The 19,054-nt window shown below is 61.6% G+C and carries 19 protein-coding genes; 11 read left to right on the forward strand and 8 right to left on the reverse strand.

Annotation, left to right across the window (positions count from 1 at the left end):
- Positions 1-407 precede the first annotated feature (407 nt).
- The 4 genes from AACY42_RS00365 (at position 408) to AACY42_RS00380 (ending at position 5,281) form a co-directional block, all read left to right on the forward strand.
- Positions 408-3,158 carry a response regulator gene (locus tag AACY42_RS00365; protein ID WP_339475167.1) on the forward strand — a complete coding sequence of 917 codons (2,751 nt, stop codon included), beginning with the start codon at positions 408-410 and terminating at the stop codon, positions 3,156-3,158.
- Between the two features lie 189 nt (positions 3,159-3,347).
- Positions 3,348-4,337 carry a 2-hydroxyacid dehydrogenase gene (locus AACY42_RS00370; protein ID WP_339475169.1) on the forward strand — a complete coding sequence of 330 codons (990 nt, stop codon included), beginning with the start codon at positions 3,348-3,350 and terminating at the stop codon, positions 4,335-4,337.
- A 105-nt stretch (positions 4,338-4,442) separates the two neighbouring features.
- A complete protein-coding gene (locus AACY42_RS00375) occupies positions 4,443-4,877 on the forward strand; it encodes a hypothetical protein (RefSeq protein ID WP_339475171.1) in 435 nt (144 codons plus the stop codon).
- The gene (locus AACY42_RS00380; protein ID WP_339475173.1) at positions 4,877-5,281 is read left to right on the forward strand and encodes an META domain-containing protein; all 405 of its coding nucleotides are present in this window, start codon (positions 4,877-4,879) and stop codon (positions 5,279-5,281) included. The genes AACY42_RS00375 and AACY42_RS00380 overlap by 1 nt, the downstream gene beginning before the upstream one ends.
- 128 nt (positions 5,282-5,409) lie before the next feature.
- Here AACY42_RS00380 and AACY42_RS00385 read toward each other — a convergent pair whose 3' ends face one another.
- The gene (locus AACY42_RS00385; RefSeq protein WP_339475175.1) at positions 5,410-5,874 is read right to left on the reverse strand and encodes a TlpA family protein disulfide reductase; all 465 of its coding nucleotides are present in this window, start codon (positions 5,872-5,874) and stop codon (positions 5,410-5,412) included.
- Positions 5,875-5,988: 114 nt separating this feature from the next.
- On the opposite strand from AACY42_RS00385, the gene arsC reads away from it, so the two are divergent.
- The 3 genes from arsC to AACY42_RS00400 are packed head-to-tail and all read left to right on the forward strand — an operon-like array spanning position 5,989 to position 7,362.
- On the forward strand, positions 5,989-6,342 hold the full coding sequence (gene arsC, locus AACY42_RS00390; RefSeq protein ID WP_339475178.1) for an arsenate reductase (glutaredoxin): 354 nt from the start codon (positions 5,989-5,991) through the stop codon (positions 6,340-6,342).
- Entirely contained in the window at positions 6,339-6,944 is a 606-nt protein-coding gene (wrbA, locus tag AACY42_RS00395; RefSeq protein ID WP_339475181.1) for an NAD(P)H:quinone oxidoreductase, read from the forward strand. Before arsC ends, wrbA begins: the two co-directional genes overlap by 4 nt.
- Positions 6,937-7,362: a DUF2069 domain-containing protein gene (locus tag AACY42_RS00400; RefSeq protein ID WP_339475184.1), complete on the forward strand. Its 426-nt coding sequence runs from the start codon at positions 6,937-6,939 to the stop codon at positions 7,360-7,362. The genes wrbA and AACY42_RS00400 overlap by 8 nt, the downstream gene beginning before the upstream one ends.
- A 99-nt stretch (positions 7,363-7,461) precedes the next feature.
- Here the strand turns inward: AACY42_RS00400 and AACY42_RS00405 are convergent, their stop codons facing one another.
- Both AACY42_RS00405 and ttcA read right to left on the reverse strand, forming a co-directional pair.
- Complete coding sequence (locus AACY42_RS00405) at positions 7,462-8,136, reverse strand: DNA-3-methyladenine glycosylase I (protein WP_339475187.1); 675 nt, start codon at positions 8,134-8,136, stop codon at positions 7,462-7,464.
- A 39-nt stretch (positions 8,137-8,175) separates the two neighbouring features.
- Positions 8,176-9,000 (reverse strand): tRNA 2-thiocytidine(32) synthetase TtcA, encoded by an 825-nt coding sequence (ttcA, locus tag AACY42_RS00410; RefSeq protein ID WP_339475190.1) that lies wholly within the window; start codon positions 8,998-9,000, stop codon positions 8,176-8,178.
- Positions 9,001-9,412: 412 nt separating this feature from the next.
- On the opposite strand from ttcA, the gene AACY42_RS00415 reads away from it, so the two are divergent.
- On the forward strand, positions 9,413-10,015 hold the full coding sequence (locus tag AACY42_RS00415) for a Yip1 family protein (protein ID WP_214509565.1): 603 nt from the start codon (positions 9,413-9,415) through the stop codon (positions 10,013-10,015).
- 174 nt (positions 10,016-10,189) lie between these two features.
- Positions 10,190-10,684, forward strand: coding sequence for a SprT family zinc-dependent metalloprotease (locus AACY42_RS00420; RefSeq protein WP_003204703.1), 495 nt, complete (start codon positions 10,190-10,192; stop codon positions 10,682-10,684).
- 87 nt (positions 10,685-10,771) lie between these two features.
- On the opposite strand, the gene AACY42_RS00425 is transcribed toward AACY42_RS00420, so the two are convergent.
- Both AACY42_RS00425 and AACY42_RS00430 read right to left on the reverse strand, forming a co-directional pair.
- The gene (locus AACY42_RS00425; protein WP_339475197.1) at positions 10,772-11,950 is read right to left on the reverse strand and encodes a CaiB/BaiF CoA transferase family protein; all 1,179 of its coding nucleotides are present in this window, start codon (positions 11,948-11,950) and stop codon (positions 10,772-10,774) included.
- A gap of 318 nt (positions 11,951-12,268) precedes the next feature.
- Complete coding sequence (locus AACY42_RS00430) at positions 12,269-13,606, reverse strand: dicarboxylate/amino acid:cation symporter (protein WP_339475199.1); 1,338 nt, start codon at positions 13,604-13,606, stop codon at positions 12,269-12,271.
- 335 nt (positions 13,607-13,941) lie between these two features.
- On the opposite strand from AACY42_RS00430, the gene AACY42_RS00435 reads away from it, so the two are divergent.
- Positions 13,942-14,940: an AraC family transcriptional regulator gene (locus AACY42_RS00435; RefSeq protein ID WP_339475202.1), complete on the forward strand. Its 999-nt coding sequence runs from the start codon at positions 13,942-13,944 to the stop codon at positions 14,938-14,940.
- Between the two features lie 241 nt (positions 14,941-15,181).
- On the opposite strand, the gene AACY42_RS00440 is transcribed toward AACY42_RS00435, so the two are convergent.
- The 3 genes from AACY42_RS00440 to AACY42_RS00450 all read right to left on the reverse strand — a co-directional run bounded on the left by AACY42_RS00440 (position 15,182) and on the right by AACY42_RS00450 (position 17,907).
- The gene (locus AACY42_RS00440; protein ID WP_339475204.1) at positions 15,182-16,528 is read right to left on the reverse strand and encodes an ATP-binding protein; all 1,347 of its coding nucleotides are present in this window, start codon (positions 16,526-16,528) and stop codon (positions 15,182-15,184) included.
- Positions 16,525-17,202, reverse strand: a complete 678-nt coding sequence (locus AACY42_RS00445; protein WP_339475206.1) for a response regulator — start codon at positions 17,200-17,202, stop codon at positions 16,525-16,527. The genes AACY42_RS00440 and AACY42_RS00445 overlap by 4 nt, the downstream gene beginning before the upstream one ends.
- A 105-nt stretch (positions 17,203-17,307) precedes the next feature.
- A complete protein-coding gene (locus tag AACY42_RS00450; RefSeq protein ID WP_339475209.1) occupies positions 17,308-17,907 on the reverse strand; it encodes a hypothetical protein in 600 nt (199 codons plus the stop codon).
- Between the two features lie 144 nt (positions 17,908-18,051).
- Between AACY42_RS00450 and AACY42_RS00455 the strand changes: the two genes are divergently transcribed.
- Entirely contained in the window at positions 18,052-18,843 is a 792-nt protein-coding gene (locus AACY42_RS00455) for a dienelactone hydrolase family protein (RefSeq protein WP_339475212.1), read from the forward strand.
- Positions 18,844-19,054 lie beyond the last annotated feature (211 nt).

The following is a 19,054-nucleotide window of genomic DNA, read 5'->3' on the forward strand; positions in this document are numbered from 1 at the left end:
TCGCCATGGAGGCCGCGCTCGATGACTTATGGGACGTTACCTGACCCAACGCAGCCCCAGGACGACAGGAACGTATCCGAACAGGGAGAAGTTATAGAGACGTAGCCAACCTGCTGCTTCCTCCATATCCGCTCCATCTAACTGTCATATCTGCCACTTCTGTAGTACTTGTTACCTCACAAGGGAAGTTCTTTCCTCGCAACACATAAAAATCTGTAGGAATGAGATTTTTTATCGGATCTTTCCTAGGCGATTGCAGATCCCACTGCAACAAGCCTCCGGTCGAACCGATGCACAGCAGACACCATTTTTACAAAGATCCCCCGCCCGCAAATCGCTACACTGCGCAGGTAATGCGTGCCGGATGCGCGCACCGCTCAATCAGACGCTGGATGCAGGAGACAAGTGTGCTCAAGAAACTGGGAATCAAAGGCCGTGTGCTGTTGCTGACCCTGTTGCCGACCAGCCTGATGGCGCTGGTCCTGGGCGGCTATTTCACCTGGATGCAGCAATCGGACCTGCACGCCCAGTTGCTGCAACGTGGCGAGATGATCGCCGAACAACTGGCCCCGCTGGTCGCCCCGGCCATGAGCCGCCAGGACACCGATCTGCTGGAGCGCATCGCCACCCAGTCCCTCGAACAGGCGGACGTGCGCGCCGTAACCTTCCTCGCCCCCGACCGCATACCGCTGGCCCACGCCGGCCCGACCATGCTCAACCGGGCGCCGGAGGGCAACAGCACGCAGCTACTGCAACGCACCGGCAACGACGCCACGCGCTACCTGCTGCCGGTATTCGGCAAGCACCGCAACCTGGCGGGCGAACTGATTCCCGAAGAAGCCGACCGCCTGTTGGGCTGGGTCGAGTTGGAGTTGTCCCACAGCGGCATGTTGCTGCGCGGCTATCGCAGTATGTTCGCCAGCCTGCTGCTGATCGCCGCCGGCCTGTGCCTGACTGCGCTGCTGGCCCTGCGCATGGGCCGCACGATCAACCGCCCACTGAGCCAGATCAAGCAGGCCGTGGCGCAACTCAAAGACGGTCACTTGGAGACCCGCCTGCCGCCGCTAGGCAGCCAGGAGCTGGACGAGCTGGCCTCGGGCATCAACCGCATGGCCAGTACCTTGCAGAACGCCCAGGAAGAATTGCAGCACAGCATCGACCAGGCCACCGAAGACGTGCGCCAGAACCTGGAAACCATCGAGATCCAGAACATCGAGCTGGACCTGGCCCGCAAGGAAGCCCTGGAAGCGAGCCGGATCAAATCCGAATTCCTGGCGAACATGAGCCATGAAATCCGCACGCCGCTCAACGGTATCCTCGGCTTTACCCACCTGTTGCAGAAAAGCGAACTGACTCCGCGCCAGCTCGATTACCTGGGCACCATCGAGAAATCCGCCGATAGCCTGTTGGGGATCATCAACGAGATCCTCGACTTTTCGAAGATCGAGGCCGGTAAGCTGGTACTCGACAGCATTCCGTTCAACCTGCGGGACCTGCTGCAAGACACCCTGACCATCCTCGCACCCTCCGCCCATGCCAAGCAGTTGGAACTGGTGAGCCTGGTCTACCGGGACACGCCACTGTCGCTGGTGGGCGATCCGCTGCGCCTCAAGCAGATCCTGACCAACCTGGTGAGCAACGCCATCAAGTTCACCCGCGAGGGCACCATCGTCGCCCGGGCCATGCTCGAAGACGAGCACGAAGACAGCGTGCAGTTGCGCATCAGCATCCAGGACACGGGTATTGGCCTGTCCAACCAGGATGTGCGAGCGCTGTTCCAGGCATTCAGCCAGGCCGACAATTCGCTGTCGCGGCAACCGGGGGGCACCGGATTGGGTCTGGTGATTTCCAAGCGCCTGGTGGAACAGATGGGCGGTGAGATCGGCGTCGACAGCACACCGGGCGAAGGCTCGGAGTTCTGGATCAGCCTGCGCCTGCCCAAGGCCCGAGATGATGCCGAGGACCTGCCCGGCCCACCGTTGCTGGGCCGGCGTGTGGCGGTGCTGGAGAATCACGAACTGGCCCGCCAAGCCTTGCAGCACCAGCTCGAAGACTGCGGCCTGCAAGTGACGCCGTTCAACACCCTGGAAAGCCTGACCAACGGCATTACCGTCGCCCACCAGACCGATCAGGCGATCGACCTGGCCGTGCTGGGCGTCACCAGCAACGACATGCCTCCGGAGCGCCTCAACCAACACATCTGGGACCTTGAGCATCTGGGCTGCAAAGTACTTGTGCTGTGCCCCACCACCGAACAGACCCTGTACCACCTCTCGGTGCCCAACCCTCACAGCCAGCTCCAGGCCAAGCCGGCCTGCACTCGCAAGTTGCGCCGCTCGCTTTCCGACCTGGCCACCCCCCGCCCGACCCGCAACGAACCCCACGAGCCGGTTTCCAGCCGAGCCCCGAAAGTGCTGTGCGTGGATGACAACCCGGCCAACCTACTGCTGGTGCAGACCCTGCTCGAAGACATGGGCGCCAAGGTGCTGGCCGTGGAAAGCGGCTATGCGTCGGTCAAGGCCGTACAGAAGGAAACCTTCGACCTGGTCTTGATGGACGTGCAGATGCCCGGCATGGACGGTCGCCAGAGCACTGAGGCGATCCGCCAGTGGGAAAGCGAGCGGCACTGCACGCCGCTGCCGATCGTCGCCCTCACCGCCCACGCCATGGCCAACGAAAAGCGCGCCCTGCTGCAAAGCGGCATGGATGATTACCTGACCAAGCCCATCAGCGAGCGGCAACTGGCCCAGGTGGTGCTCAAATGGACTGGCCTGGCCCTACGCAACCAGTCACCGGAGCGCAGCGGCGACGCCCAGGACGGCAGCGAACTGCTGGTGCTCGATCACGAAGAAGGCCTGCGCCTGGCCGCCGGCAAGTCCGACCTCGCGGCGGACATGCTGGCGATGCTGCTGGCCTCCCTGGAAGCCGACCGCGAAGCGATCCGCCTGGCCACCGAGACCAACGATCACAGCGCCCTGATCGAACGCGTCCACCGCCTGCACGGCGCCACCCGCTACTGCGGTGTACCGCAATTGCGGGCGGCCTGCCAGCGCAGCGAAACCCTGCTCAAGCAACAGGATCCCAAGGCCGCCGCCGCCCTGGAAGAATTGGAGCGGGCCATCAACCGCCTGGCCAGCGAGGCGCGTATCAGCGCCTGATCCAGAGCAAGATCCTGGGCGACGGATTCGCTGAAAATCCACGTTCCGATCCCGGACCGTAGGAGTTGCCGAGCGAAGCGAGGCTGCGATCTTTTGTTCTTTCGCTTGCGACTCAATCGTCAGCGTAAAGATCGCAGCCTCGCTTCACTCGACAGCTCCTACGGGCTTATTTTTTGCCAGGAGGCCGCCATGCGCGTGATTTTTTTTAGCAGCCAGACCTACGACCGCGACAGTTTCAGCAACGCCCCGGCGCCCGCCGGCCTTCAATTGCAATTCCAGCCTGCACGCCTGAACCTCGACACCGTGGCCCTGGCCGAACGCCATGAAGTGGTGTGCGCCTTCATCAATGATGACCTCAGCGCCCCGGTGCTGGAGCGGCTGGCCGAAGGTGGCACGCGACTGATCGCCCTGCGCTCGGCCGGCTACAACCACGTCGACCTGCTTGCCGCCCAACGCCTGGGCTTAAGCATCGTCCGGGTGCCGGCCTACTCGCCCCATGCCGTGGCTGAACATGCCGTAGCGTTGATCATGGCCCTCAATCGCTGCCTGCACCGCGCCTACAACCGCACCCGGGACGGCAATTTCAGCCTTCATGGACTGACCGGGTTCGACCTGGTGGGCAAGACCGTCGGGGTGATCGGCACCGGGCAGATCGGCGCTACGTTCGCGCGGATCATGGCCGGCTTCGGCTGCCAGTTGCTGGCCTATGACCCTTACCCCAACCCGCAGGTCGAAGCCTTGGGCGCCCGCTACTTGCCCTTGGCCGAGCTGCTCGCGCAGGCACAGATCATCAGCCTGCATTGCCCGCTCAACGATCAAAGCCGACACCTGATCAACGCCCAATCACTTGCCGCGATGCAACGCGGCGCCATGCTGATCAATACCGGGCGCGGCGGCCTGGTGGACACACCGGCCTTGATCGAGGCGTTGAAAAACGGCCAGTTGGGTTACCTCGGCCTGGATGTCTACGAAGAAGAGGCCCAGTTGTTTTTCAAGGACCGCTCCGACCTGCCCCTGCAGGATGACGTGCTGGCACGGCTGCTGACCTTTCCCAATGTGATTGTCACCGCCCACCAGGCGTTCCTGACCCATGAAGCGTTGGCAGCGATTGCCATGACCACCCTGGACAACATCGCCGCCTGGGCGGCCGGCACGCCGCAAAACCTGGTAGACAGCTAAACTTTTAGCCGGCTCCCACAGGGATGGAGTTTCGTCGGTCAGATCCCTTATGGAGCATCCAAAGCCATGCCCCGTGCTAGCATGTCACGCCTATTTGGAGGACCCATGGCCGAACACGATTTCCGCTACACCCTGATGAACCCGCAGCACACCTTGACCGAAGTCCGCGCGCTGGCGCCGGGCCGCTACCAGGTCACCGGCAATGGCGGTTCGATCCAGGCCAACGATGTGTTGCTCGTCACGCTCAAGGGCAGCAAGGACTTGTCCATGCGCCTGACCGTGGACACCGTGCGGCACCTGCTCAAGCCCATGGGTCAATGGACAGCCATGACCACCGGCCCGGTATTCGGCGAACTGGCGATCCATACCTGGAAGGTCAGCTGTGACGCTTGCGCCAAGGAACTGAACTTCGAATTCGCCGTCGATGCCAAGCTCGGCGTCAAGGCCGAGAAACCGGCCGCCACCGCACGGATCGCCGAACTGGGCTGGACCTCCGTGGGTGAAAAACACCTGTGCCCGCAATGCCAGGAAGCCGCCTGATGAAACATTTGGCTCTGTTCGCGTCGATCGGCATGAGCTTGATGGGGTGTGCCGCTGATCCTGTGCAGCTGCAACATAACCGCAGCTACATCCTGGAGTGGATCGGCGAGCGGCCATTGATGGACTACAGCCACCTGACCATCACCCTTGGGGATGACGGTCGCGCCTATGGCAACGGCGGCTGCAACCACTGGTTCGCGCCCTACACCCTGGAAGGCCACCGCTTGAGCTTCGGCAAGATCGGCAGCACGCGCAAACTCTGTGCCCCGGCGGTGATGGAGCAAGAGACGCGCTTCTTGCAGGCCTTGGAAAAGGTCGAACGCTGGGACATCTCGCCCGTCGAGCAAATACGCTTCTGGCCGGCCCAGGGCAAGCCGCTGCGTTGGTGGCTGGAAGAGGGCTGAGGCGAGACTGCTCCCGCTGGACTGCGCTGTAGGAGCTGCCGAAGGCTGCGATCTTTTGATCTTTTGATCTTTCGCTCAAGATTCAATTGTTTTGGACAAGATCGCAGCCTCGTTGCACTCGACAGCTCCTACGGCGCCTGCAACGCTTCAAGCTTGGCCATCACCCCCGCCGCCGTCTGCTCCCCCAGCATCTGCTCGCGCACCTTGCCCTGGTTATCGATGATGTACGTCACCGGCAGCCCTTCACTGCGAGGAAGGTCGAAGATCTCGGCCGGATCCCGGGCCAGCACCGTGAAGCGAATCCCCATCTTGTCGCTGGCACTCTTGAGTTCTTCACCCTGCACCTGGTCGAAGTTGACCCCGAATACACCAACGTTGCGGCCCTTGAGCTGTTCGGCCAAGGCATTGAATTCCGGGACTTCGGTACGGCACGGCGCGCACCACTCGGCCCAGTAGTTGAGGACCACCCACTGTTTGTCCAGCCGCTGCGAGGCAATGGCCTGACCGTTCTGGTCCACCCCGTAGTCGTTCCCGCAGCCAGCGAGCAACAAAATGCCGATGAATGTCAGTGCCGCCGTCAATCGCCTTGCCATGTGCCAATCCTTGTCTGAATGTGAACCCTGCTGCGACCCGTCGCCTCTCTCAGGTGCTAGGGGCTTCGCGGCACAGTAGAATAGCCGTCACCTTACGCAAGATGCGACCCGCTCATGACCGATCTGACGCTTTATCACAACCCGCGCTGCTCGAAATCCCGCGGTGCGCTGGAACTGTTGGAGGCCCGTGGCCTGACGCCCACCGTGGTCCGCTACCTGGAAACCCCGCTCGACGCCGCGCAACTGGAACGCCTGCTGGGCAAGCTCGGCATCACCGCCCGGCAATTGCTGCGCACCGGCGAGGACGAGTACAAAGCGCTGAACCTGGTCGACGACAGCCTGAGTCAGGCCCAGTTGATCACGGCCATCGCCGCCCACCCGAAGCTCATGGAACGGCCGATTCTGGAAGCCGGGGAAAAGGCCATGATCGGCCGTCCGCCAGAGAAAATCCTGGAGATCCTGCCGTGACCACGCCGTACATCCTGGTGTTGTATTACAGCCGCAGCGGCTCCACCAACGAAATGGCCCGGCAGATCGCACGTGGTGTCGAGCAGGCCGGGCTGGAAGCCAGGCTGCGTACGGTGCCGGCGATTTCTGCCGAGTGCGAAGCGGTTTCGCCGGACATCCCTGAGCAAGGCCCGCTCTACGCCAGCCTCGATGACCTGAAGAACTGTGCCGGCCTGGCCTTGGGCAGCCCGACCCGTTTCGGTAACATGGCCGCGCCACTCAAGTATTTTCTCGACGGCACCAGCAACCTGTGGCTGACCGGCGCGCTGGTGGGCAAACCGGCCGGGGTGTTCACCTCCACCGCGAGCCTGCACGGCGGCCAGGAAACCACCCTGCTGTCGATGATGCTGCCGCTGTTGCACCACGGCATGCTGATCACTGGCCTGCCCTACAGCGAATCGGCCCTGATCGACACCCTGGGCGGTGGCACACCCTACGGCCCGAGCCATCACGCCGGGGCCGACGGTAAAAGCGGCTTGAACGAACATGAAGTCGCCCTGTGCCGCGCCTTGGGTTTACGCCTGGCGAAAACCGCCCTGTTGCTGGAGAACGGCCGTGGCTAAGAAGCCGAAGATCCTGCCTTCGATCCAATGGCTGGAACCGCGCGTACGCATCGCCCGCGTCCTCAGTCTGCTGTGCTTTTTCGGCCTGGTGGGGTTGCTCTGCACCTACTACCTGCTGATCGCCGACCTGCACGGCGCGCGCCCTTGGGTGATTCTGCTGATCGAACTGGTGCCGCTGCTGATACTCGCGCCCGGCATGCTCACCGGCAGCGCCCGCGGACACTCGTGGATGTGCTTTGTGGTGAACCTGTACTTCATCAAGGGCGCACTGGCGGCCTACGACCCGAACCGGCAACTGTTCGGCGTGCTGGAAATGGCGGCGAGCGTGGCGGTGTTCTGCTCGGCGTTGTTGTATGTGCGGTGGCGGTTTCAGTTGAATCGGCGGTTGGCGGGAGAAGGCGAGCCTTGCGTCGCCTGATAGGCCGCCTTCGCGAGCAAGCTCGCTCCCACAGGAGATCTGCGACGCTCACAGGCCCCTTGTGGGAGCGAGCCTGCTCGCGATGGGCGCGACGCGGTCTCAATGATTGACGGTATACGCCAGCATCATCGATATCTGGCTCATCGGCCGTGCGCCACTCTCTTCATGCCACTGGTTGAAGGCATTCTGCACCGTCGCCAGGTCCCGCAGGCTGGTGGGGACCTTGTCGATGATCTCCTGGGCATTGAGCGCGGCCACGACGTCATAACTGGGTACGAAGGTGTCCTTGCCCATCATCCGCAAGAAGCGCGGCGCCGACAGGCCGCCCAGTTGATGGCCGTGCTTTTTCAGGTAGGTCCACAGGCCGACGATGTCGGTCACCGGCCAATCGGCGACCAGCGCGCCGAAGCTGCCCTTTTCATGGGCCACGTCCAATATCAATTGCGCGTTGCGCGGCACGCTCTTGAGCTTGCCCAGGTGGCGAATGATCCGCGCGTCCTGCATCAACCGCTCCAAGTGCTCGGCGCTCATCAGCACGACTTTCTCCGGGTCGAACTTGAAGAACACCTCTTCGAAGGCCGGCCACTTGGCGTCCACCAGGCTGTGCTTGAGACCGGCGCGGAACACCCGCAGCGCCAGGGTCGAGAGGTAGCGGTCGTCGCTGATCTTACGCAGTTGCGCCGGGGTCTTGGGAACCGGCAGGTGGGCTTCCAGTTCAGCCGCCGAACCGAAGCGGTTCAGACAGTACTCGTGCAGCCACTTGTAATCGCGCATGCCCTCTCCTGGGGTCGAAAATGAAAACGGCTGGGAACGTCAGAGGTTCACCACGTTGACGAACCGTGGCGTGGCGTTTTCGTCGATGCGCAGGTTGGTGAAGTCGAACAGGTTGCGGTCCGCCAGTTGCGACGGAATGACGTTCTGCAAGCCGCGGAAAATACTCTCGGTACGGCCCGGGGTCTTGCGCTCCCAGTCCTGGAGCATCTCCTTGACCACTTGGCGCTGCAGGTTTTCCTGGGAGCCGCAGAGGTTGCAGGGGATGATCGGGAATTGCTTGAAATCCGAATAGGTCTGGATGTCTTTCTCGCTGCAATAGGCCAGCGGGCGGATCACCACGTTGCGCCCATCGTCGGCCCGCAGCTTGGGTGGCATGGCCTTGAGCGAGCCGTTGTAGAACATGTTCAGGAAGAAGGTCTCGACGATGTCGTCGCGATGGTGCCCCAGGGCCATTTTGGTTGCACCGATCTCGTCGGCGAAGGTGTAGAGCGTTCCGCGCCGCAGGCGCGAGCACAGCGAACAGGTGGTCTTGCCTTCGGGAATCAGTTCCTTGACCACCGAATAGGTGTCTTTCTCGACGATGTGATATGCCACGCCCAACGACTCGAGGTAGGCCGGCAGCACATGCTCGGGGAACCCGGGCTGCTTCTGGTCCATGTTCACCGCGACGATGTCGAACTTGATCGGCGCAACCTTCTGCAGATGCATCAACACATCGAGCAAGGTGTAACTGTCCTTACCACCGGACAGGCAGACCATGACCTTGTCGCCGTCCTCAATCATGTTGAAATCGGCGACCGCCTCACCGGCCTGGCGGCGCAGGCGCTTTTGCAGTTTGTTCTGGTTGACCGTAAGAGTGCCCATGACGCGAAATCCGTGAGGTGTGACGAAAGGTCGGCATTTTACGCAAAAACCGGCTTTCGGCGAAGGGTTGATGCACCCCTGTTGTGGTCAGGGATTGCGGGAGCAAAACTTGCTCGCGAAACAGACGCCTCGGTTTCTGAAAGACCGCATCGCTTCCATCGCGGGCAAGCCTTGCTCCCACAATCGCCTCGTCACAAGGTGATTTTTTTCCAAGGGTTGTGTACAGACTCATCGGCGATTAACACCCTCGCCTACAGCGCGATTTGCTCTAAGCTCCCCATCCCCCTTGCGGTGACTCCTTTCTATACTGCGACATAAGGTCGCACACACTTACAGACCTTTACTTACCCGGCCATTTGGCCCGTAGGCGCTCCGTTGGGGGGCGATGGCAATAACAAAGGAGTGACTGACTATGATCCATCATGTCGTGGGGCTCTTTACCCACCCTGATCAAGAATGGAAAGAAATCCGTGGCGATCAGGAGGAAAGCATCAGCCACATGTACCTCACCCACACGCTGATCCTGGCGGCCATTCCCGCGATATCGGCGTTCATCGGCACCACGCAGGTGGGATGGGTCATCGGCAATCGTGCACCGGTTATGCTCACGCAGGAAAGTGCGCTATGGATGACCGTCATGTCGTACCTGGCCATGTTGGGCGGTGTCGCAGTGATGGGTGCCTTCATCCACTGGATGGCCCGCACCTATGACGCCAATCCGAGCCTGGCCCGTTGCGTTGCGTTCGCCACCTACACTGCGACACCGTTGTTCATCGGCGGCCTCGCGGCGCTCTACCCGCACATGTGGCTGGGGATGATCGTCGGCACGGCGGCGATCTGCTACACGGTCTACCTGCTGTATGTGGGTTTGCCAACATTCATGAACATTCCCCAGGACGAAGGTTTTCTGTTTTCCAGCTCGGTGCTCGCCGTCGGCCTGGTGGTGCTGGTGGCCATCATGGCGTTCACGGTCATCGTCTGGGGGCTGGGCGTCGGCCCGGTCTATACCAATTGAAGGATTGAAACGGTCCCGATAGCACCCTCCAATAAAAAAACAGGATCTGCCGACACAGGCCGCCGCAAGGCGGCCTTCCTGTGTTTGAGCCGCTCGAAATGACCACTGGGCGTCTGGACGATTCGCAACGGCCGACGCTTGCGGCATACTCGGGCTTCTGGAGACCCGTAAAGCATGCTCGAGCAACTCAATACCCGCGTCGAAGAGTGTTACCAACAAGCCGAATCCTTTTTCAAACGTCCTTTCAAACGCCCAGTGGTCAGCTTCAAATTGCGTGGCCAGAAGGCCGGTGTTGCGCACCTGCATGAGAATCTGCTGCGCTTCAATCCACAGTTGTACCGGGAAAACGCCGAAGACTTCCTCAAGCAAACCGTCGCCCATGAAGTCGCGCACCTGATCGCCCATCAACTGTTTGGCGAACGCATCCAGCCCCATGGCGAGGAATGGCAACTGATCATGCGCGGGGTGTACGAACTGCCGCCCAACCGCTGCCACACCTACGAAATCAAACGCCGCAGCGTGACCCGCTACATCTACAAATGCCCCTGCGACGGCAGCGACTTCCCGTTCTCGGCCCAGCGCCACAGCCTGGTGCGCCAGGGGCGGCGGTATTTGTGCCGTAGCTGTCGCAATACCTTGGTGTTCAGTGGGGAGACCAGGGTGGAGTAGCAGACTTTGTGGTGTCTGGGCCGGCCCCTTCGCGAGCAGGCTCGCTCCCACAGGGGATTTGCGTCGTACATGGATCCCTAAAGGGCACTACACAACCACCCCGGCATCACGCAATTGAGCAATCCGCTCAACACTAAACCCCAACTCCCCCAACACCTGGTCCGTATGCGCCCCCACCCCCGCGCCAATATGCCGAGGCTCGGGCAACCCTTCGGAAAATCTCAACGGACAAGCCATCTGCGCCTGGCTCGAACCATCGCCCCGGGGCACCTGTGTCACCAGCCCCCGAGCCTGTAACTGCGGATGCCCAACAGCTTCCTCCAGGCTCAGCACCGGCTCGACGCAGGCATCTATTCCTGCAAACAGGCTGCACAACTCGACAAAATCATGTTTTTCAAACTCGGCTTGCAGCGCCTGCTTAACGGCGTGTTGTTCAGGCTTGGGCGACAACCCCTGGGCCGCCAGTTCCGGCCGCCCCAAGGCCTCGCACAACGCCTGCATGAACGCCGGCTCCAGGCTGCCCACCGACATCCAGCGACCATCGCGGGTACGGTAATAGTCATAGAAGCTGCCGCCGTTTAGCATCTGGTTTTCCCAACCCGGCTCGACACCGCAGGCCAGATAACCGGCACCGGCCATGGCGTTGAGGCTGAACACACAGTCAGTCATGCTCACGTCCAGGTGCTGGCCTTGCCCGGTCTGCTGGCGGGCAATGACGGCCGCCAACAACCCGATTACCCCATGCAACGAACCACCAGCAATGTCCGCCGCCTGGATCCCCAGCGGCAACGGACCGCTGTCGGCACGGCCGGTGTGGCTGGCCAGTCCCGCCAGGGCCAGGTAATTGATGTCGTGACCGGCGCGGTCCTTGTAGGGCCCGGTCTGGCCGTAGCCGGTGATCGACACATAGATCAGCCGCGGATTGATCAACTTCAAGGCCTCGTACCCCAGGCCCAGTCGCTCCATCACGCCGGGACGGAACTGTTCCAGCAGGATGTCGTAGTCCTCCAGCAATTGCGTGACCACCGCCAACGCTTCCGGCTGCTTGAGGTCCAGGGCCAGGCTGCGTTTGTTGCGATTGAGGTAGGCGTGGCTGGCCGAGGTGCCCTGATCGTGAGGCGGCAATATCCGCAACAGGTCCTGACGGGTCGGCGACTCGATGCGCAGCACCTCGGCCCCCATGTCCGCCAACAACAGCGAGGCGAACGGGCCGGGCAGCAGGGTCGAAAAGTCCAGGACCTTGAGCGATGCCAGTGGACCTTGCATGGGCGATCTCCGGGGGGGTGATGGTGAAAGACTAGGCAGGGGCGGGTGATGGGGCAATTACCGCAGGTGTCACGGGGGATGACCATTGCGCTCAAGGCTGGCGCGACGCCTTTGTGGCGAGGGGAATTATCCCACTCTCTGTGGGAGCCAGGCTTGCCCGCGATGCAGGCGATGCGGTCTTTCAGGAGTCGAGACGCCTGTTTCGCGAGCAAGCTTTGCTCCCACAGCCCCGCGTCGCCACAAAGGAGTCGCGCCAGCCTTGAGAACCCGGGCCCATGAAAAAACCCGCCGAAGCGGGTTTTCATTGCAACCTGAGGCTTATTTCAGAGCAGCGGACGCCGAGATTTCGCCCATTGCGACCTGATCGTCTTCTTCACGGACGTCGGAGATACCACGGCCACCTGAAACCAGTTCGGTCTGCAACTGGTCTTCGTCCAGCTCCTTGACCCACTTGGCAACCACGATCGTGGCGACAGCGTTGCCCACCAGGTTGGTCAGGGCACGGGCTTCGGACATGAAGCGGTCGATACCCAGGATCAGTGCCAGGCCGGCCACCGGCAAGGTGCCCACGGCCGACAGGGTGGCCGCCAGTACGATGAAACCGCTACCGGTCACACCAGCAGCACCTTTGGACGACAGCAGCAGCACCAGCAGCAGGGTGATCTGGTGAGTCAGGTCCATTGGGGTGTCGGTGGCCTGGGCGATGAACACCGCGGCCATGGTCAGGTAGATCGAAGTACCGTCGAGGTTGAACGAGTAGCCAGTCGGGATCACCAGGCCTACGACCGACTTCTTGGCACCCAGGCGCTCCATCTTGATCAGCATGCGTGGCAGCGCCGATTCCGACGAGGAAGTGCCCAGCACGATCAGCAGTTCTTCACGGATGTAGCGGATCAGCTTGACGACGCTGAAGCCGTGGGCGCGGCAGATGGCACCCAGCACCACCAGCACGAACACCACGCAGGTGATGTAGAAGCAGATCATCAGCTGGCCCAGTTGCACCAGCGAACCGACCCCGTAGGCGCCGATGGTGAAGGCCATGGCACCGAAGGCACCGAGGGGGGCTAGCTTCATGATCATGTTGATGATGATGAACATCACGTGGGCGAAGCGATCGATGAAGTCCAGCACCGGCTTGCCGTAGGCACCCAAGCGATGCAGGGCAAAACCGAAGATCACCGAGAACATCAGCACTTGCAGGATGTCGCCATTGGCGAACGCGCCGACGATGGTGTTCGGGATCACGTTGAGGATGAAGGCAATGATGCTCTGGTCTTTACCAGCCGAGATGAAACCGGCGATCTTGCTGGTGTCCAGGGTCGACACATCGATGTGCATGCCGGCGCCCGGTTGCACGACGTTGACCACGACCAGGCCGATCAGCAGGGCGATGGTGGAAACAACTTCGAAATACAGCAGCGCGAAGCCGCCGGTCTTGCCGACCGACTTCATGTTCTGCATGCCGGCGATGCCGCTGACGACGGTACAGAAGATGATGGGGGCAATGACCATTTTGATCAGCTTGATGAACCCGTCACCGAATGGTTTGAGGGCAACACCGGTCTGCGGGTAGAAGTGGCCGAGCAAAATACCGATGGTAATGGCTACGATCACCTGGAAATACAGGGATTTGTACAGTGGCTGACGAGTCGTCATGGGCAAACCTTCCTCAAGAGTCCCGCATGACGACTTCCACCTGTCGTCCACGGCACCTCAATTGCGAACCCTCCTGCACTGGAGGGATTTGTTTTTTGTCGGCTGCACGCGGCAGACCTGGGTGCTCTATCGCAAGGCGCGTGCCATTTTCCAGCCCCTCCCCTACAAGCGTTATTGCAGAAGGGCCCTGGGTTTATTCACGGGTTAAACACGGGCATGGAATGTGGCGGATTTCCGCCCACAGGGAGTTTCTCACTCCGGGATTTGGCGGATATCCGCCTTGCCGAGCCCCAGCGCCCTGCTACCATCGCCCGCATAACGGACGGACTTCAGCCATGCGCCAACGCACGATCGCCAGCCACTTCGCCCGCGCCGCCCTGGGCGGCGCGCGTCGGCAAGGCTTCGACTATTTTCCTCTGCTGCAACAGCTGGGGATCAGCCCAGAGCTGTTGGATGAGCCGCGCGCGCGGATTGCGCCCGAGCAGTTCGCTCGCCTGTTGCAGGCGCTATGGCTGGCATTGGAGGACGAATACCTGGGATTCGGCAGGGCTGCGAGTAAACCCGGGACGTTTGCCATGATGTGTCACGCGGTGATCCACTGTCGGACTTTGGGCAAGGCCCTTCAACGCGGCTTGCTGTTCTACAGCCTGTTCCCCGACGCGCCGAGCCTGACGCTGGAGGCCGAAGGCGAGCGAGTGCGGCTGGTGCTGGACGATTCGACGCTGTGGGACCCGGATCACTTCCTGACTGAAAGCTTGCTGGTAGTCTGGCATCGCCTTGCCAGTTGGCTGATCGGCCAGCGGATCGGCCTGGAACAGGTGACCTTCGGCTACACCAAACCCGCCCACGGTGCCGAATACGACTTACTGTTTCCCTGTCCTCTGGTGTTCGAAGCGCGCAGCAGCAGTCTGTTGTTCCACAGCCGCTACCTGGACATGCCGCTGCTACAGGACGAACGCACCCTCAAGCATTTCCTCGAACGCTCCCCCGCCGACCTGCTGTCGCGCCCGGACGATGGTCACAGCCTGAGCAGCCAACTGCGCCGCCTGCTCAGCCGCGACACCGCCCGCTGGCCCGACCTGGACAACGTCGCCGGCCATTTGCACATCAGCCCGCAAACCCTGCGCCGGCATTTGCGTGAGGAAGGCACCAGCTTCCAGGAACTCAAGGATCAACTGCGGCGGGATATCGCCATCTACCACTTGGGGCGTGCGGACTTGTCGTTGCAACAGATCGCCGAGCAGTTGGGTTTCTCCGAACCGTCGGCGTTTCACCGGGCGTTCAAGAAGTGGACGGGGCTGACGCCGGGGGCTTATCGGGAGTTGGAGAACTGAGTGGTGACATCCAGTTTCTGCGGGGGTGCAGCCCCCTGTGGCGAGGGGATTTATCCCCGTTGGGCTGCGTTGTAGGAGCTGGCGGAGCCTGCGATCTTTTGACTTTTCGCTTGAAACTCTCCTCCAAGTGTTTGGGGAAAGATCGCAGCCTCGTTGCACTCGACAGCTCCTACACAGCTCCTACAGGCCCAGCGGGTGCATCTCTGGTCACAGGGGCCCGCACACAGCGAAAATATTCCAGTCAAACCACCGGAAAATGAATCCGGAACGCCGCCCCGCCCAGCTCTGAATCCCCCAGGGTCAACTTGGCGCCGTAGCTATCGATGATGTCTTTGACCACGGCCAGCCCGATCCCCTGGCCCGGATGCTGGCGATCCAGTCGCTCGCCCCGCTGGAGAATCCGCGCACGTTGATCCGGTGGCACACCCGGCCCGTCGTCCTCGACACTCAACTGCGCGCCGCCGAGGGTCTGATGCACGCTGACGCGCACTTCGCCCAGGCACAGTCGATAGGCATTTTCCAGCAGGTTGCCGAGCATCTCCAGCAAAGCGCCCTGTTCGATCGGCACATGGCAGTGCTCCGGCAGATCGAAACGGACATTGACCCGCTTGTCGCGATAGACCTTGTCCAGGGTGTCACACAGGCTTTGCAGCACCGGGCGCAAACGTACCTGATGGCGCACCAGCCCGCTTTTGCGCAGGCTGGCGCGCTGCAACTGATAGCCGATCTGCTGGCTCATGCGCTCGATCTGGGATTGCAGCACCCAAGCCTGTCCACGGTCCTCGGGGCGCCGGGCGATGTCCTCGCTGACGCCCTGCAACACCGCCAGCGGGGTTTTCAAGCTGTGGGCCAGGTCATCGAGGGAGTCACGATAACGACTGCGCTGCTCCCGCTCGCTGTAGAGCAAGCGGTTGAGCGAGCCGGTCAGGCGCAGCAGTTCCCGGGGATGCTCAGTACTGAGGCTTTCCCGGGTCCCGCTTTCGATTTCGTCCAGCTCCTGACTCAGGCGCCGCAGGGCCCGAAGGCCCCAGGTCAGGCCGATCCACAACAGCGCCAGCAACACCGCCAGGGCCGCGCCAAAGCCCAGGTAGAGATTGTCCCGCAGCCCCTGCAGGGTCACTTCGTAGTCGCGCACCGGTTGCAGGGTGACGATGCTGAACGCCGCGCTCTGGCCGCCGAGCAGCTTGACCTCGACGTCATAGATAAAAAACTCCTGGCCGTTGTTCTCGCGAATGCGCGCGAACTGATTGCCCTGGCCGTCATAGCGTGGCGTGTAATTGATGTTCTCTTCCTGGGTGGCCTTCGAGCGCCACACCAGCCGCCCCTCGCGATCATAGATATAGCCCAGCAGGCGGGCATCGGCGAGGTTGAAGCGCTCATCGGGCAACTGCGTCGGCATCTTCAAGCGGTTGTTTTCCACTCGGGCGGCGGAAATCAACGTGGTCACGTCCGAGGCCAGGCGTTGCTCGATGGAGTCTTGCAACGCCAGGCTGAACGCGCCTTGCATGGCCGGCAACAAGGCCAGCATGAACAGCACCGCCAGGGTCATAGCGGCCAGCATCAACCGCAGGCGAAGCGAACGAATCACTGGCAGCGCTCGTTGAACAGGTAACCCATGCCACGCACGGTGTCGATGGGCTTGAAGCCGGCCGGGGCTTCCAGTTTACGGCGCAGGCGCCCGACCAGCACTTCGATGACATTGGGATCACGCTCGTCGTCATCGGGGTAAAGCTGCTCCATCAAACGGTCTTTGGCCACTACTTGCTGGTGATGACGCATGAGGTATTCGAGGATGCGGTACTCGTAGGCGGTCAACGCCAGCGGCTCCTCATCGAGAGACGCCTGCTTGCGGTTGAGGTCCAGCAGCAACGGACCGGCAACGATGGTCGATTGGGTGAAACCACTGGAGCGGCGCAACAAAGCGTTCAACCGGGCCTCCAGCTCTTCGAACTGAAACGGCTTGACCACGTAGTCGTCGGCACCGGCGGCCAGGCCTTCGACCTTGTCCTGCCAGTTGCCGCGGGCGGTGAGGATCAGGATCGGAAACGTCTTGTCCTGTGAACGCAGCCGGCGGATCAGTTCCAGCCCGCTGATGCCCGGCAGGCCCAGGTCGATCACCGCCAGGTCATGGTTGAATTCCCGGACCTGGTACAAGGCCTCTTCGGCGTTGGCCACGGCCTGCACCACATGGCCGCTGTCGGTGAGACGGGTTTGCAGGTGGTGACGCAACAGCGCTTCGTCTTCGACGACCAGTAACTTCATGGAGCCTCTCTCCGGGCAAATCAAACAATCCAGTGCCGCGCACCTCAACGAAAGGCGCCGGATCGTCTTCGACTGACCCGGCTGGATACGCTCACCGTCGACCGTTTAGAACGTGTAGTTGGCGGACAGGTACGTCTGGGCGCTGCTGGTCAGGTCCAGCGAACCAACCTTGCTGCCACCGTGCGTGCTCATCTCGGTGCTGGCGTTGCTGCGCAGGTAACGGTAACCCAGTTCAACCGAGGTGTTTTGTGTAATTTGTTGCAGGACGCCGCCCTGCAAGCCCACGGCGTAGCCGATGTCGCTGTCGCGGCTGAAGCCGGGGGAATTCTGGGTCAGCTTGGTCAGGCCCAGCGTGCCGCCACCGAACAGCTTGGTGCTGCTGGTGACCGGATAGAACACATCGTAGCTGCCCAGCAGGTTTTCCTGGCGCAGCTTGATGCCGTTGTGGGTGCCCGAGACGTTGTCATAGGTGGCGTAGTAGCGGCCCTGGTCGTTTTGCTTGCCCAGTCGCAGGCCATACGTGGCGTCCTTGCCGATGACGCCGTCGGCGTTCGGGTGGTTCAGGGCACTGTTCAAGGCGTCGGATTTGTTCACCTTGTCGCTGGTCTGGCCGAGGGTCAGGCTAGCGAAGTTGTCATCGGCCTGAGCCAGGGCGCTGGCGCCCAGCACGGTGAAAGCCAACAGCAGTTTTTTCATAGCAGGCATGGTCAAGTTCCTTTGCAGCGTTGATGTTTTGTGAAGTCGCCGTCACCTTACCCAGCGATCCCTGAACCCTCCTTGAACGTTCTCTGAACCTGCGCTGAATGAATCGGCTAATCTGTGCGGACCACTTTTATAAGGAGATCCGTCATGCGCAGGCTGCCTGCTGTTGTACTTCTGGCCATTAGCGGCATGAGCCACGCCGCCATCCAAACCCAGGAGCTCCCCTACACCAGTGCCGACGGCACCAAGCTGATCGGTTATTACGCGTATGACGACGCCGTCAAAGGCCCGCGCCCGGGTGTAGTGGTGGTGCATGAATGGTGGGGGTTGAACGATTACGCCAAGCGCCGCGCCCGGGATCTTGCGGGCCTGGGCTATAGCGCCCTGGCCATCGACATGTACGGCGACGGCAAGAACACCGAGCACCCCAACGACGCCATGGCCTTCATGCAGGCGGCACTCAAGGACGGCGCGGCGGCCAGTGCCCGCTTCCAGGCCGGTCTCGACCTGCTGAAGAAACAACCCCAGACCGATCCGGACAAACTCGCCGCCATCGGCTACTGCTTCGGCGGCAAGGTGGTCCTCGATGCCGCGCGCCAGGGTGTACCGCTGGCCGGCGTGGTGAGCTTCCACGGTGCGCTGGTGACCAACACCCCGGCAACGCCTGGCAGCGTCAAGGCCAAGGTGTTGGTCGAGCATGGCGCCCAGGACAGCATGGTCACCCAGGACAACGTCACCGCGTTCAAGAGTGAGATGGACAAGGTCGGCGCCGACTATGAATTCGTCAACCTCAAAGGTGCCAAGCACGGCTTCAGCAACCCCGATGCCGATCGCTTGAGCCACGGCGAGCATGGCGGGCCGGACATTGGCTACAACAAAGAGGCCGATGAGCAGTCGTGGGCGGATATGCAGAAGTTTTTCAAGAAAATCTTCGGCTGAAATAGCCCTGTGGCAGGGGGCTTTTGTTCTCGCTTGAGTACGTCACGCTCTGTAGGAGCTGGCGAAGCCTGCGATCTTTTGATCTTTCGCTTGGGACTCAAGCGTCTGGGGAAGGATCGCAGCCTCGTTGCACTCGACAGCTCCTACGCAGCGCTTAAAGAGCCCGGCGGGTGCAAGCGCCCTCGCCAACAGAACCGATCGGTTTTCTGCG

The organism is Pseudomonas sp. RL_5y_Pfl2_73 (genome assembly GCF_963970515.1).
GTDB lineage: Bacteria > Pseudomonadota > Gammaproteobacteria > Pseudomonadales > Pseudomonadaceae > Aquipseudomonas.

Excerpts from the sequence above, each read along its gene's own strand:
- AACY42_RS00420 (WP_003204703.1), top strand. The coding sequence starts at position 10,190 with ATGCTCGAGCAACTCAATACCCGCGTCGAAGAGTGTTACCAACAAGCC.
- AACY42_RS00450 (WP_339475209.1), bottom strand. The coding sequence starts at position 17,907 with ATGCCTGCTATGAAAAAACTGCTGTTGGCTTTCACCGTGCTGGGCGCC.
- AACY42_RS00435 (WP_339475202.1), top strand. The coding sequence starts at position 13,942 with ATGCGCCAACGCACGATCGCCAGCCACTTCGCCCGCGCCGCCCTGGGC.
- AACY42_RS00385 (WP_339475175.1), bottom strand. The coding sequence starts at position 5,874 with ATGGCAAGGCGATTGACGGCGGCACTGACATTCATCGGCATTTTGTTG.
- AACY42_RS00380 (WP_339475173.1), top strand. The coding sequence starts at position 4,877 with ATGAAACATTTGGCTCTGTTCGCGTCGATCGGCATGAGCTTGATGGGG.
- AACY42_RS00370 (WP_339475169.1), top strand. The coding sequence starts at position 3,348 with ATGCGCGTGATTTTTTTTAGCAGCCAGACCTACGACCGCGACAGTTTC.
- AACY42_RS00445 (WP_339475206.1), bottom strand. The coding sequence starts at position 17,202 with ATGAAGTTACTGGTCGTCGAAGACGAAGCGCTGTTGCGTCACCACCTG.
- AACY42_RS00425 (WP_339475197.1), bottom strand. The coding sequence starts at position 11,950 with ATGCAAGGTCCACTGGCATCGCTCAAGGTCCTGGACTTTTCGACCCTG.
- AACY42_RS00455 (WP_339475212.1), top strand. The coding sequence starts at position 18,052 with ATGCGCAGGCTGCCTGCTGTTGTACTTCTGGCCATTAGCGGCATGAGC.
- arsC (WP_339475178.1), top strand. The coding sequence starts at position 5,989 with ATGACCGATCTGACGCTTTATCACAACCCGCGCTGCTCGAAATCCCGC.
- AACY42_RS00415 (WP_214509565.1), top strand. The coding sequence starts at position 9,413 with ATGATCCATCATGTCGTGGGGCTCTTTACCCACCCTGATCAAGAATGG.
- ttcA (WP_339475190.1), bottom strand. The coding sequence starts at position 9,000 with ATGGGCACTCTTACGGTCAACCAGAACAAACTGCAAAAGCGCCTGCGC.
- AACY42_RS00430 (WP_339475199.1), bottom strand. The coding sequence starts at position 13,606 with ATGACGACTCGTCAGCCACTGTACAAATCCCTGTATTTCCAGGTGATC.
- AACY42_RS00375 (WP_339475171.1), top strand. The coding sequence starts at position 4,443 with ATGGCCGAACACGATTTCCGCTACACCCTGATGAACCCGCAGCACACC.
- AACY42_RS00405 (WP_339475187.1), bottom strand. The coding sequence starts at position 8,136 with ATGCGCGATTACAAGTGGCTGCACGAGTACTGTCTGAACCGCTTCGGT.